General features: G+C 68.5%; 16 protein-coding genes and 1 tRNA gene. 9 read left to right on the top strand and 8 right to left on the bottom strand.

The features are described from left to right. The first annotated feature begins 4 nt into the window (after positions 1–4). Positions 5–1,135: an ABC transporter ATP-binding protein gene (locus NE857_RS00575; protein ID WP_254419317.1), complete on the top strand. Its 1,131-nt coding sequence runs from the start codon at positions 5–7 to the stop codon at positions 1,133–1,135. 422 nt (positions 1,136–1,557) lie between these two features. On the opposite strand, the gene NE857_RS00570 is transcribed toward NE857_RS00575, so the two are convergent. Further along, a complete protein-coding gene (locus NE857_RS00570; protein WP_017584205.1) occupies positions 1,558–1,866 on the bottom strand; it encodes a hypothetical protein in 309 nt (102 codons plus the stop codon). 432 nt (positions 1,867–2,298) lie between these two features. On the opposite strand from NE857_RS00570, the gene NE857_RS00565 reads away from it, so the two are divergent. From NE857_RS00565 to NE857_RS00555, 3 genes are all read left to right on the top strand, one after another. Next, entirely contained in the window at positions 2,299–3,132 is an 834-nt protein-coding gene (locus tag NE857_RS00565; protein WP_301184290.1) for a helix-turn-helix domain-containing protein, read from the top strand. Positions 3,133–3,321: 189 nt separating this feature from the next. Further along, positions 3,322–3,444 (top strand): DLW-39 family protein, encoded by a 123-nt coding sequence (locus tag NE857_RS00560; protein ID WP_014912962.1) that lies wholly within the window; start codon positions 3,322–3,324, stop codon positions 3,442–3,444. Positions 3,445–3,708: 264 nt separating this feature from the next. After that, positions 3,709–3,781: transfer RNA gene (locus NE857_RS00555), tRNA-Ala, on the top strand. 267 nt (positions 3,782–4,048) lie between these two features. Here NE857_RS00555 and NE857_RS00550 read toward each other — a convergent pair. Continuing rightward, on the bottom strand, positions 4,049–4,444 hold the full coding sequence (locus tag NE857_RS00550) for a RidA family protein (RefSeq protein ID WP_254421826.1): 396 nt from the start codon (positions 4,442–4,444) through the stop codon (positions 4,049–4,051). Between the two features lie 99 nt (positions 4,445–4,543). Here NE857_RS00550 and NE857_RS00545 point away from each other — a divergent pair, with 99 nt between their 5' ends. The 3 genes from NE857_RS00545 (at position 4,544) to NE857_RS00535 (ending at position 7,567) form a co-directional block, all read left to right on the top strand. Beyond that, positions 4,544–5,539 carry a helix-turn-helix transcriptional regulator gene (locus tag NE857_RS00545; RefSeq protein WP_254419316.1) on the top strand — a complete coding sequence of 332 codons (996 nt, stop codon included), beginning with the start codon at positions 4,544–4,546 and terminating at the stop codon, positions 5,537–5,539. Between the two features lie 673 nt (positions 5,540–6,212). Next, positions 6,213–6,578, top strand: a complete 366-nt coding sequence (locus NE857_RS34165; protein WP_301184289.1) for a WhiB family transcriptional regulator — start codon at positions 6,213–6,215, stop codon at positions 6,576–6,578. A 326-nt stretch (positions 6,579–6,904) separates the two neighbouring features. Next, entirely contained in the window at positions 6,905–7,567 is a 663-nt protein-coding gene (locus NE857_RS00535; RefSeq protein ID WP_254419315.1) for a DUF1707 and DUF4870 domain-containing protein, read from the top strand. A gap of 97 nt (positions 7,568–7,664) precedes the next feature. Here NE857_RS00535 and NE857_RS00530 read toward each other — a convergent pair whose 3' ends face one another. Beyond that, positions 7,665–8,255: a hypothetical protein gene (locus tag NE857_RS00530; RefSeq protein ID WP_017584211.1), complete on the bottom strand. Its 591-nt coding sequence runs from the start codon at positions 8,253–8,255 to the stop codon at positions 7,665–7,667. Positions 8,256–8,571: 316 nt separating this feature from the next. Here NE857_RS00530 and NE857_RS00525 point away from each other — a divergent pair, with 316 nt between their 5' ends. Both NE857_RS00525 and NE857_RS00520 read left to right on the top strand, forming a co-directional pair. Next, entirely contained in the window at positions 8,572–9,096 is a 525-nt protein-coding gene (locus NE857_RS00525; protein ID WP_017584212.1) for a peptidylprolyl isomerase, read from the top strand. Between the two features lie 46 nt (positions 9,097–9,142). Beyond that, positions 9,143–10,081 (top strand): rhomboid family intramembrane serine protease, encoded by a 939-nt coding sequence (locus NE857_RS00520; protein ID WP_254419314.1) that lies wholly within the window; start codon positions 9,143–9,145, stop codon positions 10,079–10,081. Between the two features lie 305 nt (positions 10,082–10,386). On the opposite strand, the gene NE857_RS00515 is transcribed toward NE857_RS00520, so the two are convergent. From NE857_RS00515 to NE857_RS00495, 5 genes are all read right to left on the bottom strand, one after another. Then, entirely contained in the window at positions 10,387–10,641 is a 255-nt protein-coding gene (locus NE857_RS00515) for a cell division protein CrgA (protein WP_026117153.1), read from the bottom strand. 217 nt (positions 10,642–10,858) lie between these two features. Next, complete coding sequence (pknB, locus tag NE857_RS00510) at positions 10,859–12,664, bottom strand: Stk1 family PASTA domain-containing Ser/Thr kinase (protein ID WP_254419313.1); 1,806 nt, start codon at positions 12,662–12,664, stop codon at positions 10,859–10,861. Between the two features lie 80 nt (positions 12,665–12,744). Continuing rightward, the gene (locus NE857_RS00505) at positions 12,745–14,244 is read right to left on the bottom strand and encodes a serine/threonine-protein kinase (RefSeq protein ID WP_254419312.1); all 1,500 of its coding nucleotides are present in this window, start codon (positions 14,242–14,244) and stop codon (positions 12,745–12,747) included. Continuing rightward, positions 14,244–15,713 (bottom strand): peptidoglycan D,D-transpeptidase FtsI family protein, encoded by a 1,470-nt coding sequence (locus NE857_RS00500; RefSeq protein ID WP_254419311.1) that lies wholly within the window; start codon positions 15,711–15,713, stop codon positions 14,244–14,246. Before NE857_RS00500 ends, NE857_RS00505 begins: the two co-directional genes overlap by 1 nt. After that, positions 15,710–17,116 (bottom strand): FtsW/RodA/SpoVE family cell cycle protein, encoded by a 1,407-nt coding sequence (locus tag NE857_RS00495; protein ID WP_254419310.1) that lies wholly within the window; start codon positions 17,114–17,116, stop codon positions 15,710–15,712. The genes NE857_RS00500 and NE857_RS00495 overlap by 4 nt, the downstream gene beginning before the upstream one ends. Positions 17,117–17,118: the final 2 nt, after the last annotated feature.

Here is a 17,118-nt window from a genome sequence, read left to right as displayed (position 1 = left end):
CCCCGTGAGCGGTCTCGTCGTCGAGGGGGCGGAGAAGTCCTTCGGTCGCACCGGTGTGCTGCACGGGGTCGACATGTCGGTTCCCGAGGGCTCGCTCGGTGCCCTGCTCGGCCCGTCGGGCTGCGGGAAGACCACCCTGCTCCGGCTGGTTGCCGGGTTCGAACGGCTGGATTCCGGAACGATCCGGATCGGTGAACGCGTCCTGGCCCAGGGGCGCGGATCCCACGTGCGCCCCGAGCGCCGGGGCGTGGGCGTGGTGCCCCAGGAGGGCGCTCTCTTCCCGCACATGTCCGTGGCCCGCAACGTCGCGTTCGGTCTGGGCCGGGGGTGGCGGGAGCGAGTGGGCGGCCGCACCCGTCGCCGGGCCCGTATCGAGGAGGTCCTGGAGCTGGTGGGGTTGACCGGGTACGCCGCTCGGATGCCGTACGAGCTGTCCGGCGGTCAGCAGCAGCGGGTCGCCCTGGCCCGGGCCCTGGCCCCCGAACCGGCCCTGATCATGCTGGACGAACCCTTCAACGCGCTCGACCCCGCACTGCGGTCGGGGCTGCGGGAGGAGGTGCGGCAGGTACTGCACACCGCTGGGGTGACCGCCCTGCTGGTGACCCACGACCCCGAGGAGGCGCTGTCCACCGCGGACAGCGTGGCGCTGATGCGCGAGGGGGAGATCATGCAGAGCGGGACACCCCGCGAGGTGTACGAACGCCCGGGCGACGCGGGACTGGCCAAGTACCTGGGGGAGACCGTGGTGATCCCGGGCGAGCTGGGTTCCGCGGGGGTGGAGTGCGCCCTGGGAACACTGGTCCCCTACACCGAGGGCCAGCGGGGTGAGGGATCGGTCGTGCTGAGGCCAGAACGCATCGAGTTCGACCTGGCGGACGAGGTGCCGGCCGACTTCGACGGGGGTGTGCCCGGCCGGGTGGCGGACGTGGTCTTCGCCGGGCACGACAGCGTGGTCTACCTGGCGGTGGACGGTTCCGGAACGCGGGTCAGGGCGCGCTCGCACCGTCATCCGGCCCCCGCGATCGGCGCGCGCGTGCGGATCCGGGTCTCCGGGGAGGTCGCCTTCTTCACCGGTGAGGCGGCGAGGGCGCACGGCTGGGAGACCCGGCCGACGGTGACGGCGGGGCACAGCTGAGAACACCAGCTGTGCGTTCGCCCGAACCTTCGGGGGAGTTACCGCCCCTGTCTCCGAGGGGTACGGGGCGGGCAAGGGGCGTGTCTGCCGAACACGCACCGGGGGTAGGGGAACCGTCGTAGCGACGGGACCGGACGGCGGTACGGGACCGCCGGGGCCCGCGCTAGTCCTCGTCGGCTTCCGGAATATCGATGAGCTGCCTCAGCAGCGCAACGAAGTCGTCCTCGCTCATCGCCGACCAGTCCACGTGCTCGTTCATGTCAGCGGTCTCCCCCGAACTCTCCCCCCATAAGCCTCCGTAGGGCGTATTGGTTTGAGAAGTCTGGGTTAACAGCGCGTTTATGCAGGTCGTGGGAGTGGCCGGAATGGGCCGAGGTGTTCGGGGCCGGGTTTCGGGCCAGGCCCCGAACGGTTCAAACGGTTCAGACGCGTTGCTGGAGGGCGCTCCTGCACTCGGGGCAGCGGCAGCGCTTGTTGTACCCGGTGACGCTGCCGTGGGGCAGGGACGGGTCGCGCTGGTCGGTGAGGGTGGCGTCGAGCTGCTCACCGAAGGGCTTGAGGACGCGCGCGGTGGAGAAGACCTGCTTGGGGCTGATGCCCAGCTCTCCCGCCGCGTCGTCGATGTGCTTACCCATACGGAGTTTCGCGATGAGGCGTGACCGGGTGCTCGGAGGCATCTGGGCCTCCGCGTTCGCGATCAGCTGCTCGGCGTCGTCAAGCGGGTAGCTCATGGGTTTCCTCTACGTGTGCGGGTACGCCCGCCGGGACGGGCACCTCAAGCATCGTACGCGCTTTCCTTCCCTGAACAGTGGAATACGGCAAACACGACACAAGGTCACAAAGTGCGCCCCACGGGCATTGGTGGGGTGCGCGGCTCCTCCCACTCCCGGCCCATTGTTCCCGCCCGGCCGTACCCGGGTGCCGGTGGGGCTGCTGTGGCCCGTGGAAAGGGCGTTGGACGCTCACTCTCGTGTGACTCCCTGGTACGCAACTCCAGTCACTCATTGTAACAAAGTCACGGATTTTCCCGGAGGGTCGCGTATCCCGCCCCTCCCCTAATGCATCGAAACGGTCGCTCTTTTCTAGAGACTCATTGCTAGATGCTAGATGCCGTGTTTCGCTGGTGAGATAATCCCGACACTCTGCGTCATTGGATCAGTGTTATGACCAGCCCCACGGTTCGCCGTCGGCGACTGTCCGCCGAGCTCCGCCGTCGCCGTGTGCAGGCGGGCCTGACCCTCAACGACGTGGCGGAGGAGCTCGAGTGGTCGCCCGCCAAACTCGGGCACATCGAGACCGGCATCCGTAAATGGCCTTCGGTCATGGAGATCTCCGCGCTGCTGCGCCTCTACGGGGTCACCGGGGGGCAGCGCGAGGCCATTCTGACGCTCGTCCGCGAGTCCCGGCTGAGGCCGTGGTGGACCGAGTACGAGGATGTCCTCTCCTCCGCCTACGTCGGCAACGAGGCCGGGGCGGTGTCCATCCAGTCCTACGCGGGCATCCTCGTCCCGGACCTGCTCCAGACCCCGGACTACACCGCCGCCCTGGCGCGCTCCCTCGGCCGCGACGGGCGGGCCGCCGAACGGATGGTCGCCGCCCACCTCAAACGCCAGGAGATCCTCGACTCCGGCTCGCTGGTCCGCTACCACGCGGTGGTGGAGGAGGACGCCCTCCAACGCGTCTCCGCCGATCTGGGCCTGCTGCGGGCCCAGGCCAACCGGATCGTCGAGCTGGCCACCCAGTCCGAACGCGTGACGGTCCAGCTGCTGCCGACGTCCGCCGGTCCGCACGCCGGCCTGGCCGGACCCTTCTCCATCCTGGAGTTCGAGGAGGACGAGGCCGACCTCGCCTATGTCGAGGCCACCCAGGGCGGCGGAATCATCGAAGCCGAGGAATCAGTCCGATCCTGTCGTCGGGTCTGGGAGGATCTGGCCCGAATCGCCGCGTCTGAGCAGGCCACGGTCGGGATTCTGCGTCGGATGGCGCTGCTGACATGACCGTACGGAACCGCCGCAGGGCGGATCAGGCGCAGAAGCCGGTGTGAATCGGTCCACCATGGCGGGGACAGCTCGCCATGGCTTGCTAGTCTGCTAGGTGACAACCTCATAAAGTTGCCCTCGGAGCCCCGCCCCCGGGCGGGAGTCCGTGAGTACGACCGGTTTTCCAACAGAGAAAGGGTCCGGACAGTGAAGAAGATCATCGTTCTGGCGCTGGTGGCCCTCGGGGCTTTCGCCGTCTACCGCAAGATCCAGGCGGACCGTGCCGAGCTCGACCTGTGGACGGAAGCCACCGCGGCCAGCGAGAGCTGATCAGCGAATCCCAACGGCCACCGTCAGGGGGCCGGGAGGTTTCCAACGGGTCGACGGTGTACACCCGCGTGTGTCACCGAACGTCCGTCTGAGAGTGACACGAAGACGTGGGTGGGCCGACAATCCCGTGGTGCGACCCACGGCTTTGTGCTGCATCGGGTCCCTGGCAGCCCCCGGACCCCGGGTTTTCCCGCTTCGTGGCCGGGGCAGCTTTCCGATGCGGGTATGCTCTCCTGGTGACCAGGAATCCATCCCTGGTCTGGAGGGGCCATAGCTCAGTTGGCAGAGCGCCGGTTTTGCATACCGGAGGCCAGGAGTTCGAATCTCCTTGGCTCCACTCCACTCTGGAACGACCCTGCTCGGGGGCCTTCGGCCTCCTCGCCGGGTCGTTTCGTTGTTTCTCCTGGGGGGCGACCCCCAGACCCCCGCCACTCTGCTCTGGAACGACCCTGCTCGGGGGCCTTCGGCCTCCTCGCCGGGTCGTTTCGTTGTTTCTCCTGGGGGGCGACCCCCAGACCCCCGCTGTGATCAGCAGGGCCCGAATCGATCAGCAGGGCCCGAATCTCGACTGAGATTCGGGCCCTGGGGTGTTTTACGGACCGGATTACGCCACGGCCGTGCCCTCGAGTTCGACGATCAGGCTCGGGATGGCCAAGCGGGTCACGCCGAGCATCGTGGTGGACGGGGCCGCGCCTGCGGCGCCCAGCCTGGCGGCGAGGACGCCGTAGTGCTCGAAGAGCCGGTCGACGTCGGTGGTGTAGACGTTGAGCCGGACCAGGTTCGCCAGGGACATGCCGCCCTCGGCGAGCACCGCTTCCAGGTTGTCGAGGGTCAGCGCCAGCTGCGCCGCCATGTCGTCGGGGTGCTCTGGTTTGCCCTCGGCGTTCATGGCGGTCTGTCCGGAGCAGTACAGGGTCCGGTTGTGCCCGGAGACGAGTTCGCCCTGGTTGTAGCCCAGCTCCGTTGACCAGGTCCACGGGTTGACCGCGGTTCGCTCGATGGCCATGTCAGCTCCCAAAGGTGTCGTTTGCCGTTGCTCTGATCAGCCTCTCCACAAATCACGACATCCCCTGTCGGGTATTCGGTAGGTTTTTTTTCCATGCGCGCTGATCGCTTGGTCTCACTGGTGTTGCTGCTGCGCCAGCGCGGGCAGCTGACCGCGGACACGCTCGCTCGGGAGCTGGAGGTCTCCACCCGCACCGTGTTGCGCGATATCGAGGCGCTGTCCGCGGCCGGGGTGCCGGTCTACGCCGAGCGCGGCCGGCACGGAGGTTTCGCTTTGCTGCCCGGTTTCCAGACCGAGCTCACCGGACTCAACCACGACGAGGCCCTCGCTCTGCTGGTCGCCGGTTCGGCCCGCGGCGACCAGGTGCTCGGTCTCGGGTCGCCGCTCGCCTCGGCCATGCGCAAGGTGGTGGACGCGCTGCCCGAAGGCCACCGGTCCACCGCGAGCGACGCGGTCCAGCGGTTGCTCGTCGACCCGGAGACCGACCTGCTCTCCCGCCCGGTGGTCACCGAGGGGACCTCTGAAACGGCCATGGCCGAGGTCCGGCGCGCGGTGTTCGCCGGGCACCGGTTGCGCATCCGCTACGCGGCGGTGGACCAGACCCCGAAATGGCGCACGGTGGACCCGGTCGGTCTGGTCACCGTGGGGGACCGGAGCTACCTGCTGGCCACGAGAGCCGGGCAGGACCGCACCTACCGGCTGTCGCGGGTCCTGGCCGCTGAGGAACTCGCCGAGCCCGCGCGGCGGCCGGACCGGGTCGATCTGGACCGGGTCTGGCGGGAGCGCTGCGCGCAGTTCCTGTCCGGCGTCGACCGGGTCACCGTGCGGGCCCGGGTGGACCCGGCGCGGCGCGAGGAACTGGTGAGCACCGCTCTGGCTGTCCGCGCCGAGGAGAGCGGGGAGACCGGGGAGGAAACCGGCACGGACGGCTGGCCGCGGCTGGAGGTGACCTTCCAGGACGCGCGGCACGCCGAATGGGCGCTGTGGCAGCTGGGTGCGGCGGGCGAGGTCCTGGCCCCCGGATGGTTGCGTACGGTCCTGCGCGACCGTGCCCTAGCGATGGCCGTCTGCTACCGGTCGCGCTCCTGAGGGCACGGTTGCCTCGAATCGCAGCCTATGAACTATTCGGGCGGAAATCCATATTCTGGGACTTTTGGTCAGATTGATAAGGGACCTCCTGCTCAAAGAGGGATAATTTTTCGGGGTTACTAAGCAGTAGTTCTGGAACTGTTCGTGCGGGTGGGAAATGGGTGACCTGTGGGGTTGCGCAGTGTGTCTGTCCGGGGGGTCCGCATAGCCCGTTCGGGTGGGGTCGGTGACGGGGTGTCCTGTTGGGGTGGGCCTGTCGCAGTGGGGTGAGTCCCTCATGGGATGACATGAAGTCGCAGGTCATAGCGGATTCAGGGTAATGGTCTGAGGCTGACCTTTCATTGCGGTTGCGTGGGGGTGCTTGTATCACATGCAGTGACTCTCCGTGTGTGTATGATGACACTTCCTTAAGAGGCAATGGTCCTAGTGGGCCATATGAGAAATAGGCCTCTTGGGGCCTGTTGGTGAACTCCGGCGATCCGTAGTTTCGACACCAACGACAACGAGGAACACAGCGCGCCGAAACGATCGACCCCCGAAGACGAGCCGCGCGGCCCCCCGCCCGGCATCGTGCACCGTCCTCGCTTCGGCCAACTGTCCCTCGTGCCACCGGCGGTCGTACCGCCCGGTGGGTTCCGATCACCACACATGCTGATCTTGGGAGTGGGGCAACATGTGGAATGAGAAGATGGCGGCTCGTGCCAAGTGCCGCGAAATCGACCCCGACGCACTGTTTGTTCAGGGTGCCGCGCAGAACCGCGCCAAGTTGATCTGCCGGGGCTGCCCGGTACGTACCCAGTGCCTCGCCGAGGCACTGGACAGCCGGATCGAGTTCGGTGTCTGGGGAGGCATGACCGAACGCGAGCGCCGCGCCCTGCTGCGTCGGCGCAAGGACGTCACCAGCTGGTACGACCTGCTCACCAGCGCGGAGAAACGCTATGAGGAGGAGCAGACCCAGCCGGAGCCGGTACGCACCGGTACGCCTGCGGTGCCCCTGGTGCCCGCAGAGCCCGCGGTACCCGCCGTCGCACACCGGTGACGGGGACCGCCGCCGGGGAGGGGAGCCCGGGCGGCTGAGCTGGACGGCATGAGAGCAAGCTGCTGAGGCCGAGGGCGAGTTCGTCGAACCCGCTCTGGAGATACGAGGATGTCCGCGTGGCACGCCCACGGGCGTGACGGCGATCGCGGTGGTGCGTGGCGCGTCCCGACCAAAGTCGATGCCGTCCTCCTCCTTTCGGGGGAGGGACGGATCAGGGGAGGATCAGGGACGCCCCCCATATCGGTACCCCGTGTTATGCCGCATCATGGAGGAGGGCGCGGTCATCCTCGTACGGCCGTGCTCACCAGAGCAGCTTGGGAGTGGGGATGGCCGTGCAGAACCCGCAGAACCCGCAGTGGCGGAACCCGTGGGATCGAAGCCCCGCCACGCACGCACCACAGATTCGGCTCACCCACGCGGATCGGGACGCCGTGGCCGAGGTGCTTCGCGAGGCCTACTCGCAGGGGCAGTTGGACGAGGACGAGTTCGAGGAACGGCTCGACAAGGCGATGCGGGCCAAGGTCAGCAACGACCTCGCACCCCTCACCACCGACCTCGGGGTCCAGGTCTCCCCCGGCGGGACGGGGAACGCCCCCGGCGTCACCCAGCAGAACGGGAACCAGTCCAAGGACAAGGCCAAGGACCGCGGACCGACCACGGACAACCCGGTGGAGAAGGTCGGCGCCGCCGCAGGGCACCTGTCCGCGTGGTTCCTGCCCTTCCTGGCGCCGCTGGTCCTGATGATCATCGGCGGGGAACTGTCGCCCTACCTGAAGCGGCAGGCGATGGAGGCGCTTAACTTCCAGCTCTTCTGCCTCATCGGCGGGGTTGTGAGCGTACTGCTCTTCTGGTTGGTCGTCCCGCTGATCGCCCTGGTCCTCATCGGCCTGGGCTGGGTCGTCCTGCCGATCATCGCGACCATCGCCAGCCTGCAGGGCGCCAGATGGAGGTACCCGATGGTCTACCGCCTGATCAAGGACAACAACTGATCAGGGACGGCAGCTGAGCCCGAACACCTGGAGAAACAGCTGAGCCGCACCGAGCGCCCCATCAGATCAGGGGCTCCCGGCACGGCTCAGTCGGCTGTCAGCTTCCGGAGCGGCCGTTGTCCTGCGCGCGGCTCTCTGCGGTCGCCGCACGCACCTTCTCCTTCGCCTTGGCCTTGGTGGCCTTGGCGGTCTCGGCCGCGCTGTCAGCGACGTCCTCCGCCTTCTCCTCCAGGTTCTCGCGGGTCTCACGGACCTGCTCGCGGGCCTGGTCCAGGTGTTCCTGCCACTCGGCGTCCTGGGAGGCCTGGCGCATGCGGATCAGCGAGTACACGATCACGCCGCCCGCCACGGCCGCGCCGCCGATCAGGACACCGCGGGGGATGCGGCGGTTTCCTCGACGGAACAGCCGCAGACCGCGGCGACCCGGGCTCGGGTCGATTCGCTGTGCGGCGGTGGTCAGGAGTTCGGCCACCCGGGGCGCCACCGTGTCCTCGACACGGAGCGCCGCGGTCTCCAGCCGGGGGGCCGTCCAGCCACGCGCCTGGAGGAGCTTGATCGCGGCCTGGTCCCGCGCCTGGTCGGCGTAGGGGCCCAGCCGGTCGGCCTGCTCCTTGGCCAGGTCCTGCAGGCGGGCGAGGGTCGCCTCCGCCTCCTTGCGTGCCTTGCGACGCTTGGCAGTGATAGGCACGTCGTCAGCTCCTTTGATCGTTCACCGGTTCGTACGGTCCCACCACCCCGGGGGCCGACGCGTCACGACCCCGATCTGGGCGGCTTCTCGTCGTCCTTCCCCGTTATCCGGGTGTTATCTCAACATACGTCCTCTGCGTCTGTGATCTACGTTTCGACACTGGCCGCCTCTCCATGTCTTCGCCGACGGTTCCACCCGACCCGGGATGACCCCGACACGGTCTTGCCACCGGCCGCGGCCGGTCGGGTTGAGACGAAACGCGGTGGACGGAACGGTAACGTGAGCACGTCAATCTCACTCGACGAAAGGCACTGAGGTGTCGGACTCCACGGGTCAGCCCACCGCGCGGCTGAACACCTCCAAGGGAACCATCGTTGTCAAGCTCTTCGAGAAGGAGACGCCGGAGACGGTCGCCAACTTCATCGGGCTGGCCGACGGTTCGAAGCAGTGGATGGACCCCAGCACGGGCAAGCCGTCCAACAACAGCCTCTACGAGGGCACGATCTTCCACCGTGTCATCGACGGCTTCATGATCCAGGGCGGGGACCCGCTGGGTTCCGGCCGCGGCGGCCCCGGCTACAAGTTCGGCGACGAGATCCACCCGGACCTGCGTTTCGACCGTCCGTTCCTGCTGGCCATGGCCAACGCGGGCCCGGGCACCAACGGCTCGCAGTTCTTCATCACCGTCGGTGAGCCCAACTGGCTCAACGGCCGTCACACCATCTTCGGCGAGGTCGTCGAGGGCACTGACGTCGTCACCGAGATCACCAAGGTCTCGACCGACGCTCAGGACCGTCCCCACGAGGACGTGGTGATCAACAGCATCGAGATCACCCGATAGAGCGGAAGTTCCAGCGGTGAGACCCTGAAGGAGTGACGACCCACCCATGACCGCATCTCCCCCTCCGCCCGGAACCCCGTCCGGGCCCGGCTCCGGGCCGGGCCAGCCCCGCACCTGCTACCGGCACGGCGACCGCGAGACCGGGGTCAGCTGCACCCGGTGCTCGCGGCCGATCTGTCCGGACTGCATGGTCGAGGCGTCGGTCGGGTTCCAGTGCCCCGAGTGCGTGGCGGAGGGAAACCGGAAGGTGCGGTCCGCACGGACCACCTTCGGGGGCAAGGTCGTCGAGAAGCCGTACGTGACCTGGACGATCCTGGTCATGATGGTGGTGGGTTTCCTCGTCCAGACGGGTACCTCGGACCCCGTCGGGCAGGCCGGACAGTCGCCGCTGGTCGTGGCGTTCGGCATGCACGGCGGGGCCGCGTTCTTCAACGACGAGTGGTACCGGCTGATTACCGCGGCCTTCCTGCACGGCGGGATCATGCACCTGCTGTTCAACGGGTACGCGATGTACCTTCTGGGGCAGCAGCTGGAACGCTGGCTCGGCCACGGACGCTTCCTCGCCCTGTGGGTGGTGGGCGCCCTGTCCGGGTCCGTCATGAGCCTGCTCTTCGCCCCGGACCAGCTCTCGGTCGGCGCATCCGGCGCGATCTTCGCCCTCTTCGGCGCGGTGTTCGTGATCGGCCGGCGGCTGCGACTGGACATGCGGATGATCCTGGTGCTGCTCGCGCTCAACCTGGGCATCACGTTCCTGGTCCCCGGCATCTCCTGGACCGCCCACATCGGCGGTCTGGTGGCCGGGCTTGCCGTCGGCGCGGTGTTCGCCTACCTGCCGACCGGCACCGGCCGCGGCGCGGGTACCGGTACCGGCCAGGCGAAGCGGCGCACGCTCGTGCACGCGCTCATGGTCGCCCTGTACGTGGCGCTGCTGGCGGTCCTGGTGTTCCTGGCCCCGACGGTCTGGTTCACGCTGGTGCCCGCCTGAGCGGCTCTGGCGGGGTGACCCGGGCACGGCGAAGGCCCTGGGAGGACCCGAGCAGCTCGGGTCCTCCCAGGGCCTTCGTGCTGAGTGCGCACCGTGCCGGAACCGGGCGGAGTACCCGGCGGACCGGCGGTACGACGGAACCGCGGCACCTGGTTCAGGGCATGCGAACAGAGCTACCCACAGCCTGTGGATAACCCTGTGGAAAACATGGTGAAGGCCGAACGAACGCCCATGAGGGACGTCGGTGCCGTTGTCGGATCCCGCCTACGACAGGGGGCGTCGTAGCCGCGTGCGGGAGGGCCGGGTCAGTGCCAGCGCGTCGACAGGATGACGGCCGCGATGATCCCGCTGAAGCCGATCAGCAGGTTCCAGTTGTGCCAGTCCTGCATGAAGGGCACCTGGGACCCCGCGATGTAGTAGACCGCGATCCAGAGAATGCCCAGGATGAAGAAGCCCAGCATCGTCGGCACGAGCCAACGCGGACTGACCTTCGGCTTCTCTTTGGAAGGAGGCGGTGTGTAAACAGCCTTCTTCTTGCGATCGTTGCGGGACTTGGGCACGGTCGCTGCTCCAGGATGTGGGGCGGTTCGGAACGGAACACAGTCTACGCGCAGGGCGGCGCGCGAGTCACCGGCGGGAGATTCCAATCCCCCAACGGCCGCGCGACTCCGGAGCCGCGCACAGGCCCCACACAGAACCCGCACAGACGAGGACGGGCGGGGCTCCTCGGAGCGCCCGCCCGTCCTCGTGTCCTACTGCCTGCCTACCGGCGGCCGCCTAGTCCCGTCGGAAGACGAAACCGTCCTCACCCGGCGGCGGCTCCTCCGGGTCCCCTGGCTCCTCGGGATCCGTGGGCTCCTCCGGGTCCGTCGGCTCCTCGGGCTCGGTCGGCTCGTCGTCCGGGGCCACCGCGATCGTCACGGTCACCGTGGTGCCCGCGTTCACGTTCTGCTGGGCGCCCGGCGACTGGCTGACGACGGTGTTCTCCGGCGCCCCGCCGTTCTGCTGCTCCTGGAACTCCGCGTTCAGCCCCGCCTGGCTCAGCGCGTTCTGCGCCTGCTCACGGGTCATCCCCTGCAGGTCCGGTACCGCCACCTGCTCGGGGCCGGAGGAGATGAGCAGCGTGATCTCGTCGGAGGGGTCGGCGTCAGTACCCGCGGACGGCTCGGTGCCGATCGCGTTGCCCTCGGTGACGGTGTCGCTGGCCCTGCGTTCTGTGGTGACGTTCTCGAACCCGGCCTCGGTCAGCGTGTTCCTCGCATCGGACTCGGCCTGGTTCTCCACGTTCGGGACCTCCAGGGAGCCCGGGCCGGAGGAGACGTAGATGACGATCGTGTCCGTGGCCTCGATCTCGGCACCGGCCTCGGGGTCGGTCTCGATGACCGTCCCCTCCTCGACCTCGTCGTCGGCCCGTTCCTCGGAGCGGTAGTTCTCGAACCCGTCCTCGGTGAGCTGGGACTCCGCCGCCTCCAGCGTGCTCCCGGCCAGGTCCGGGACGGCGATCGTCTCGGCCTCGGTCACGGTGCTGCGGTTCAACAGGAAGAAGACCAGGACGAGGGAGCCGATCACGCCCAGCGCGAGCAGGGCCCACAGGGCGGCCTTGCCCCCGCCGCCCTTCTTCTGGTCCCGGTCGTCGTAGTCGTCGTAGTCGTCGTAGTCATCGTCGTACCGGCCGCCGTCCGCGGGCGGCAGCGCCGTGGTCGCCCCGGCCGCCGCCATCGCCATCGTGCCCGCCTGGGTGGGCATTCCGGCCAGGCCGCGCTGGATGTCGGCACGCATCTCCGCGGCGTTCTGGTACCGCTCCTCGCGGTCCTTGGTCATCGCGCGGAGGGTGACGTCCTCCAGCCAGTCCGGGATCCGCTGGTCCACCTCGGTCGGCGGTACCGGCTCCTCACGGACGTGCTGGTAGGCGATCGAGACGGGGGAGTCACCGGTGAACGGCGGACGGCTGGTGAGCAGTTCGTAGAGCACACAACCGGTGGAGTAGATGTCGCTGCGCGGGTCCACCCGCTCACCGCGCGCCTGCTCCGGGGACAGGTACTGGGCGGTACCGATGACCTGTGAGGCCTGGGTCATCGTCGCCTGGTTGTCGTCCATGGACCGCGCGATGCCGAAGTCCATCACCTTGACGTCGGCGGCCTTGGTCAGCATGACGTTCGCGGGCTTGATGTCCCGGTGGACGATCCCGTTGTCGTGGCTGTACTCGAGAGCCTTGAGGATGCCGTCCACCAGCTCCGCCGAACGCTCCGGCAGCAGCTTGCGGTCGTCGTCCAGGAGCTCCTTGAGCGTGCGCCCGTCCACGTACTCCATGACGATGTACGGGATGGACACCCCGTCGACCATGTCCTCGCCGGTGTCGTAGACCGCGATGATCGCAGGGTGGTTCAGGGAGGCCGCCGACTGCGCCTCCCTTCGGAAGCGCGCCTGGAAGACGTGGTCGCGGGCCATGTCGTGTCGGAGCGTCTTGATCGCGACGAGCCGATCGAGCCGTAGGTCGCGTGCGCGGTATACCTCGGCCATACCGCCGCGCCCGACCACCGTGTCGAGTTCGTAGCGGCCACCGAGAAGCCGGGGTTGGGACATGTCGTGCACTAATCCTCGTGTCTTCCGGAAGCCGCCCGCGGGCCGCCGCCTACCCTGATCGTCTCTCGCTCATGAACTGGTCACGCATCGCCCGGCCACGGAATGTTCCTTCCGTCCCCGCCGTCGCCGCCGCCGTCGCCGCCACCGTTGTCACCACCGTTGTCACCGGGGTCCGGTTCCCCGGGGTCCCCTTCACCGGGATCCGGGTCCTCGGTGCCGTCGCCCTCGTCGTGCTCCGGATCCGTGGCTTCCTCGTCACCCTCGCCGTGGTCAAGGTCCTCCGTCGGTTCCCATGAGTCGGGCTCGGGGGTCCACTGGGGGGTGTCCTCGATGTAGACCGGCTCCTCGGAGGGCTCTTCCTCCTCCGGCTCCTCGGTGGGAGTGGGCGAGGGGGAGACCTCCGAAGCCGGGGGCTCCGTGCTCTTGTTGACGGTCTCGCCGCTGCCCAAATCGCCGAAGACGAACCCGGCCACGGCCGCGGCGACGATCAGGACCGTCGCGGCCACCGCGGCCAGGACGACGGGTGCCTTCACTCGGCGCCCGGACCCCGAATCCTCGGCCAGCCTAGCCGAATCACCGTCCTGAGCAGGGGAGACAGCGGGCTGACCGGCGGTTCGCCGTGCCGTTCCGGACGCTCCGCTGCGCGGACCGCTGTCCGGGACCGCACCGACCACCATCGTCTGCGCCATGCCGTTGAATCCGGTGGACGGGGTCGGTGGGCCGGTGCCGGCGTTGGAGCGGATGACCGCCGCCAGGTGCGCGACCTCGCCAGCCGAGGACGGACGGTCCTCCGGGTCCTTCTGCAGTAGCGAGAAGACCAGGTTGTCGATCTCGGCGGGGACGTGCTCGGGGAGCTCGGGCGGATCGTCGCGGGTGTGCGCCAGCGCCAGCGCCACAGGGCTGTCCCCGGTGAACGGCGGTGTCCCGGCCAGGCACTCGTAGGCCACCACACCGAGCGCGTACAGGTCGGAGGCGCCACTCGCGGGCCGCCCCGACGCCTGCTCGGGTGAGATGTACTGGGCGGTGCCCATGACCATGCCGGTCTGGGTCAGGGTGACCGACGTGTCGCCCCGCGCGATACCGAAGTCGGTCAGCTTGAGCTGGCCGTCCTCGGTCACCAGCAGGTTGCCGGGCTTGATGTCACGGTGCACCACACCGCGGGCGTGCGCCGCGGCGAGCGCCTTGGCCGCCTGGCACACGAAGTCGAGGGTCTGGTCGGCGCTCAGGTGGCCCTGCTCGCGCAGCACCTGGGAGAGGGGCTCGCTGACCACCAGCTCCATGATCAGGTACGCGCGGCCGTCCTCCTCGCCGTAGTCGTAGACCTGGGCGATGCCCGGGTGGGACAGGCCGGCGGTGATTCTGCCCTCGGTCCGGAACCGCTCTCGTGCCGTCGGCTCGGCCATCTGGGCCGGGTGGAGCAGTTTGACCGCCACGGAGCGGTTGAGCAGTGTGTCGGTCGCCCGCCACACGGTGCCCATCCCGCCGGAGCCGATCTGCTCCTCGAGGCGGTAACGGTTGCTCAGAACGGCCCCGGCCAGTCCACCGGGGCCGTTCTGTGAAGACGGCTCGTAGGCGCTCACTACAGGACCACTGCCTCCATCATCTGGCGGGCGATCGGCGCGGCCAGGGAGCCACCGCTGCCACCGCCGTGCTCGATCACCACCGCGACCGCGATCTGCGGGTCGTCGGCGGGGGCGAAACCGATGAACCAGTTGTGGGTTCCCAGGCCGCCACCGGTCTCGGCGGTACCGGTCTTGCCCGCGACGTCCACGCCGTCGATGGCGGCGTTGGTGCCGGACCCGCCCGGGCCGGTCACCAGGACCATCATGTCCGTGAGCGTGGCCGCGGTGCTGGCACTCGTGGCCTGGCTGTACACCTCGGGGCTGGTCTGGGTGACCACCGAGCGGTCGCTGTCCCGGACCGAGTCCACCAGGTAGGGGTGCATGACCTCACCCGAGTTGGCCACGCCGGCGGCGACCATGGCCATCTGGAGCGGCGTCGACTCCACGTTGGACTGGCCGATGCCGGCGCGGCCCAGGATGCTGTCGTCGGCCTCCACCGGGGAACGGCTCGGGATCACGTTCAGCGGGATGTTGAGATCCGAAGTGTCCTCTTCCACCGGGGTGAACCCGAAGGCCTCGGACTGCTCGGCCAGGGCCTCCCCGCCCATCTCGATCGCCCAGTTGGCGAACGAGGTGTTGCAGGAGATCTTGATCGAGTTGGCCAGGGTGTCGGGGGCGCCGCCGTTGCAGGTGCCGCCCGGGGTCGCGTTGGGCAGCGCCGGGCCGCTGGCGAACTGCAGGGTGTCGGGCGCGTCCATCGTGCTGTCCGGACCGGCGTCCAGGTGCTCGATGGCGGCCGCGGCGGTCACGATCTTGAACGTCGAACCCGGCGCGTACCGCTCGCGCAGCGCGCGGTTGAGCAGCGGCTGGTCCGGGTCGTTCTCGAGCTCGACGTAGTTGGCGTTGGCCTGCTCGCCGTCGGTGATGCTCACGACGTCGTTGGCGTCGTAGGACGGATAGGAGACCGAACCGAGGACCGCGCCGGTGCTGGGTTCGATGGCCACCGCGGCGCCCTTGAAGCCCTGCTCCTGGAAAGCGTTGAACCCGGCCTCCTGCACCGCCGGAACGATGGTCAACTCGACCCGAGCGCCCTCGGGCTCGCGGCCCGTGATGACGTCGCGGAAGTTGCGCACGGCGAGCCGGTCGTCGCTGCCGTCCAGCAGCGAGTTCTCGGTGGACTCGATCCCGGAGGCGCCGAAGCTGCGGAAGGCGCCGACGATCGGGGTGTACATGGCGCCGCCGGCGTACTCCCGCTGGAAGCGGGTCGGGTCGTCGCCCTCGGAGATGTCCGTGGAGAAGGCGACGTTGTCCTCACCGATGACGATCGGGCCGCGCTGCTCGGTGAGCCGCTCGGTGTACTGGCGCCGGTTCAGCTGGTCGTCGCGGATCGCCTCCGCCTGGAACCCCTGGATCCAGGTGAGCTGGAGCATCAGGGCGCCGAACAGGATCATCGAGAAGACGCTGAGGCGTCGGATGGGTGTGTTCATCGTCGGATCACCTGGGTGGCCCCCTCGTCCTGGATGGCCTGCGGGGCGGGACGCCGCGCGTTGTCGCTCATCCGGAGCAACAGGCCGATCATCAGCCAGCTGGCCATCAGGGCGGAACCGCCCGCGGCCAGGAAGGGCGTGGTCATACCGGTCAGCGGGATGATCCTGGTCAGGCCGCCGAGCACCACGAACACCTGGAAGCACATGACGAAGGCCAGGCCGCTCGCCAGCATCTTGATGAACAGCTCACGGGAGGCCAGCGCGATGCGCATGCCCCGCTCCACCAGGATGAAGACGACGAGCAGGATCGCCATCACTCCGGTCAGCCCCAGGTCCTCGGCCAGGGAGGCGAGGATGAAGTCGCTGTCCGCGGCGAAGATGTGGTGCGCCTGGCCGCCGCCCATGCCGGTGCCGAAGATACCGCCGTAGGCCATACCGATCTGGCCCTGCACCAGCTGCGCGCTACCGCCCAGCCGGTCGTAGACGTCGGGGTCGTAGGCGTAGAACCAGATGTCCACGCGCTGGCGGAAGTGCCAGAAGAGCCGGAAGGCGACCGCGGCGGCGGCCAGGAACAGCGTCACGCCGATGATCACCCAGGACGAGCGCTGCGTGGCGACGTACAGCATCGCCAGGAAGGTGCCGAACAGCAGCAGCGAGGTACCGAGGTCCTTGGTGATGACCAGCAGGCCGATCGCGGCGACCCAGCCGACGACCATCGGCATGAAGTCCCGGGCCCGGGGCAGGTCCAGGATCTTGAACCGGCCGATCTTCACCTGCCTGGCCGCCAACGACAGCACCTGCCGTTTGGTGACCAGATACGACGACAGGAAGACGACCAGCGCGATCTTGGCGAACTCCGACGGCTGCACCGTGAAACCGCCGAAACCGATCCAGCGGCGGGCGCCGAACTCGGAGATGCCCAGCCCGGGGACCATCGGCAGCGCGATGAGGACCAGCGCCGCCAGGGCGCTGATGTAGGTGTAGCGCTGCAGCACCCGCGGTTCCTTGAGGAAGAACAGCAGGGCGATGCACATGACCATGCCGACCGCGGTCCAGATCAGCTGCATACCGACACCGGCGTGCTCGATGTCGCCGGAGTCAGCGGCGTCCAGCCGCCAGATCATCGCGACGCCGATGCCGTTCAGGAACAGCGCGCAGGGCAGGATCAGGGGGTCGGCGTAGGGCGCGATGAAACGCAGCGCCACGTGTGTGGCCAGCGCCATCGCGCCGAAGATCAGGCCGTAGCCCCACATGGCGCCGGGGACCTGACCGTTGAGGTTCAGCCCCGAGATCATCATCGCGCCCATGGTGATGACGACGGTGACCCCGATCAGGACCAGCTCCGCGTTACGGCGCTGGACCGGGGGTAGCGCTGTGGGTGCCTCCGGGGCTGTGGTGCTCACAG

The organism is Nocardiopsis exhalans (genome assembly GCF_024134545.1).
Lineage (GTDB): Bacteria > Actinomycetota > Actinomycetes > Streptosporangiales > Streptosporangiaceae > Nocardiopsis > Nocardiopsis exhalans.
Note: the sequence above shows the minus strand (reverse complement) of the source record. Positions and strands in the feature narration are given on the sequence as shown.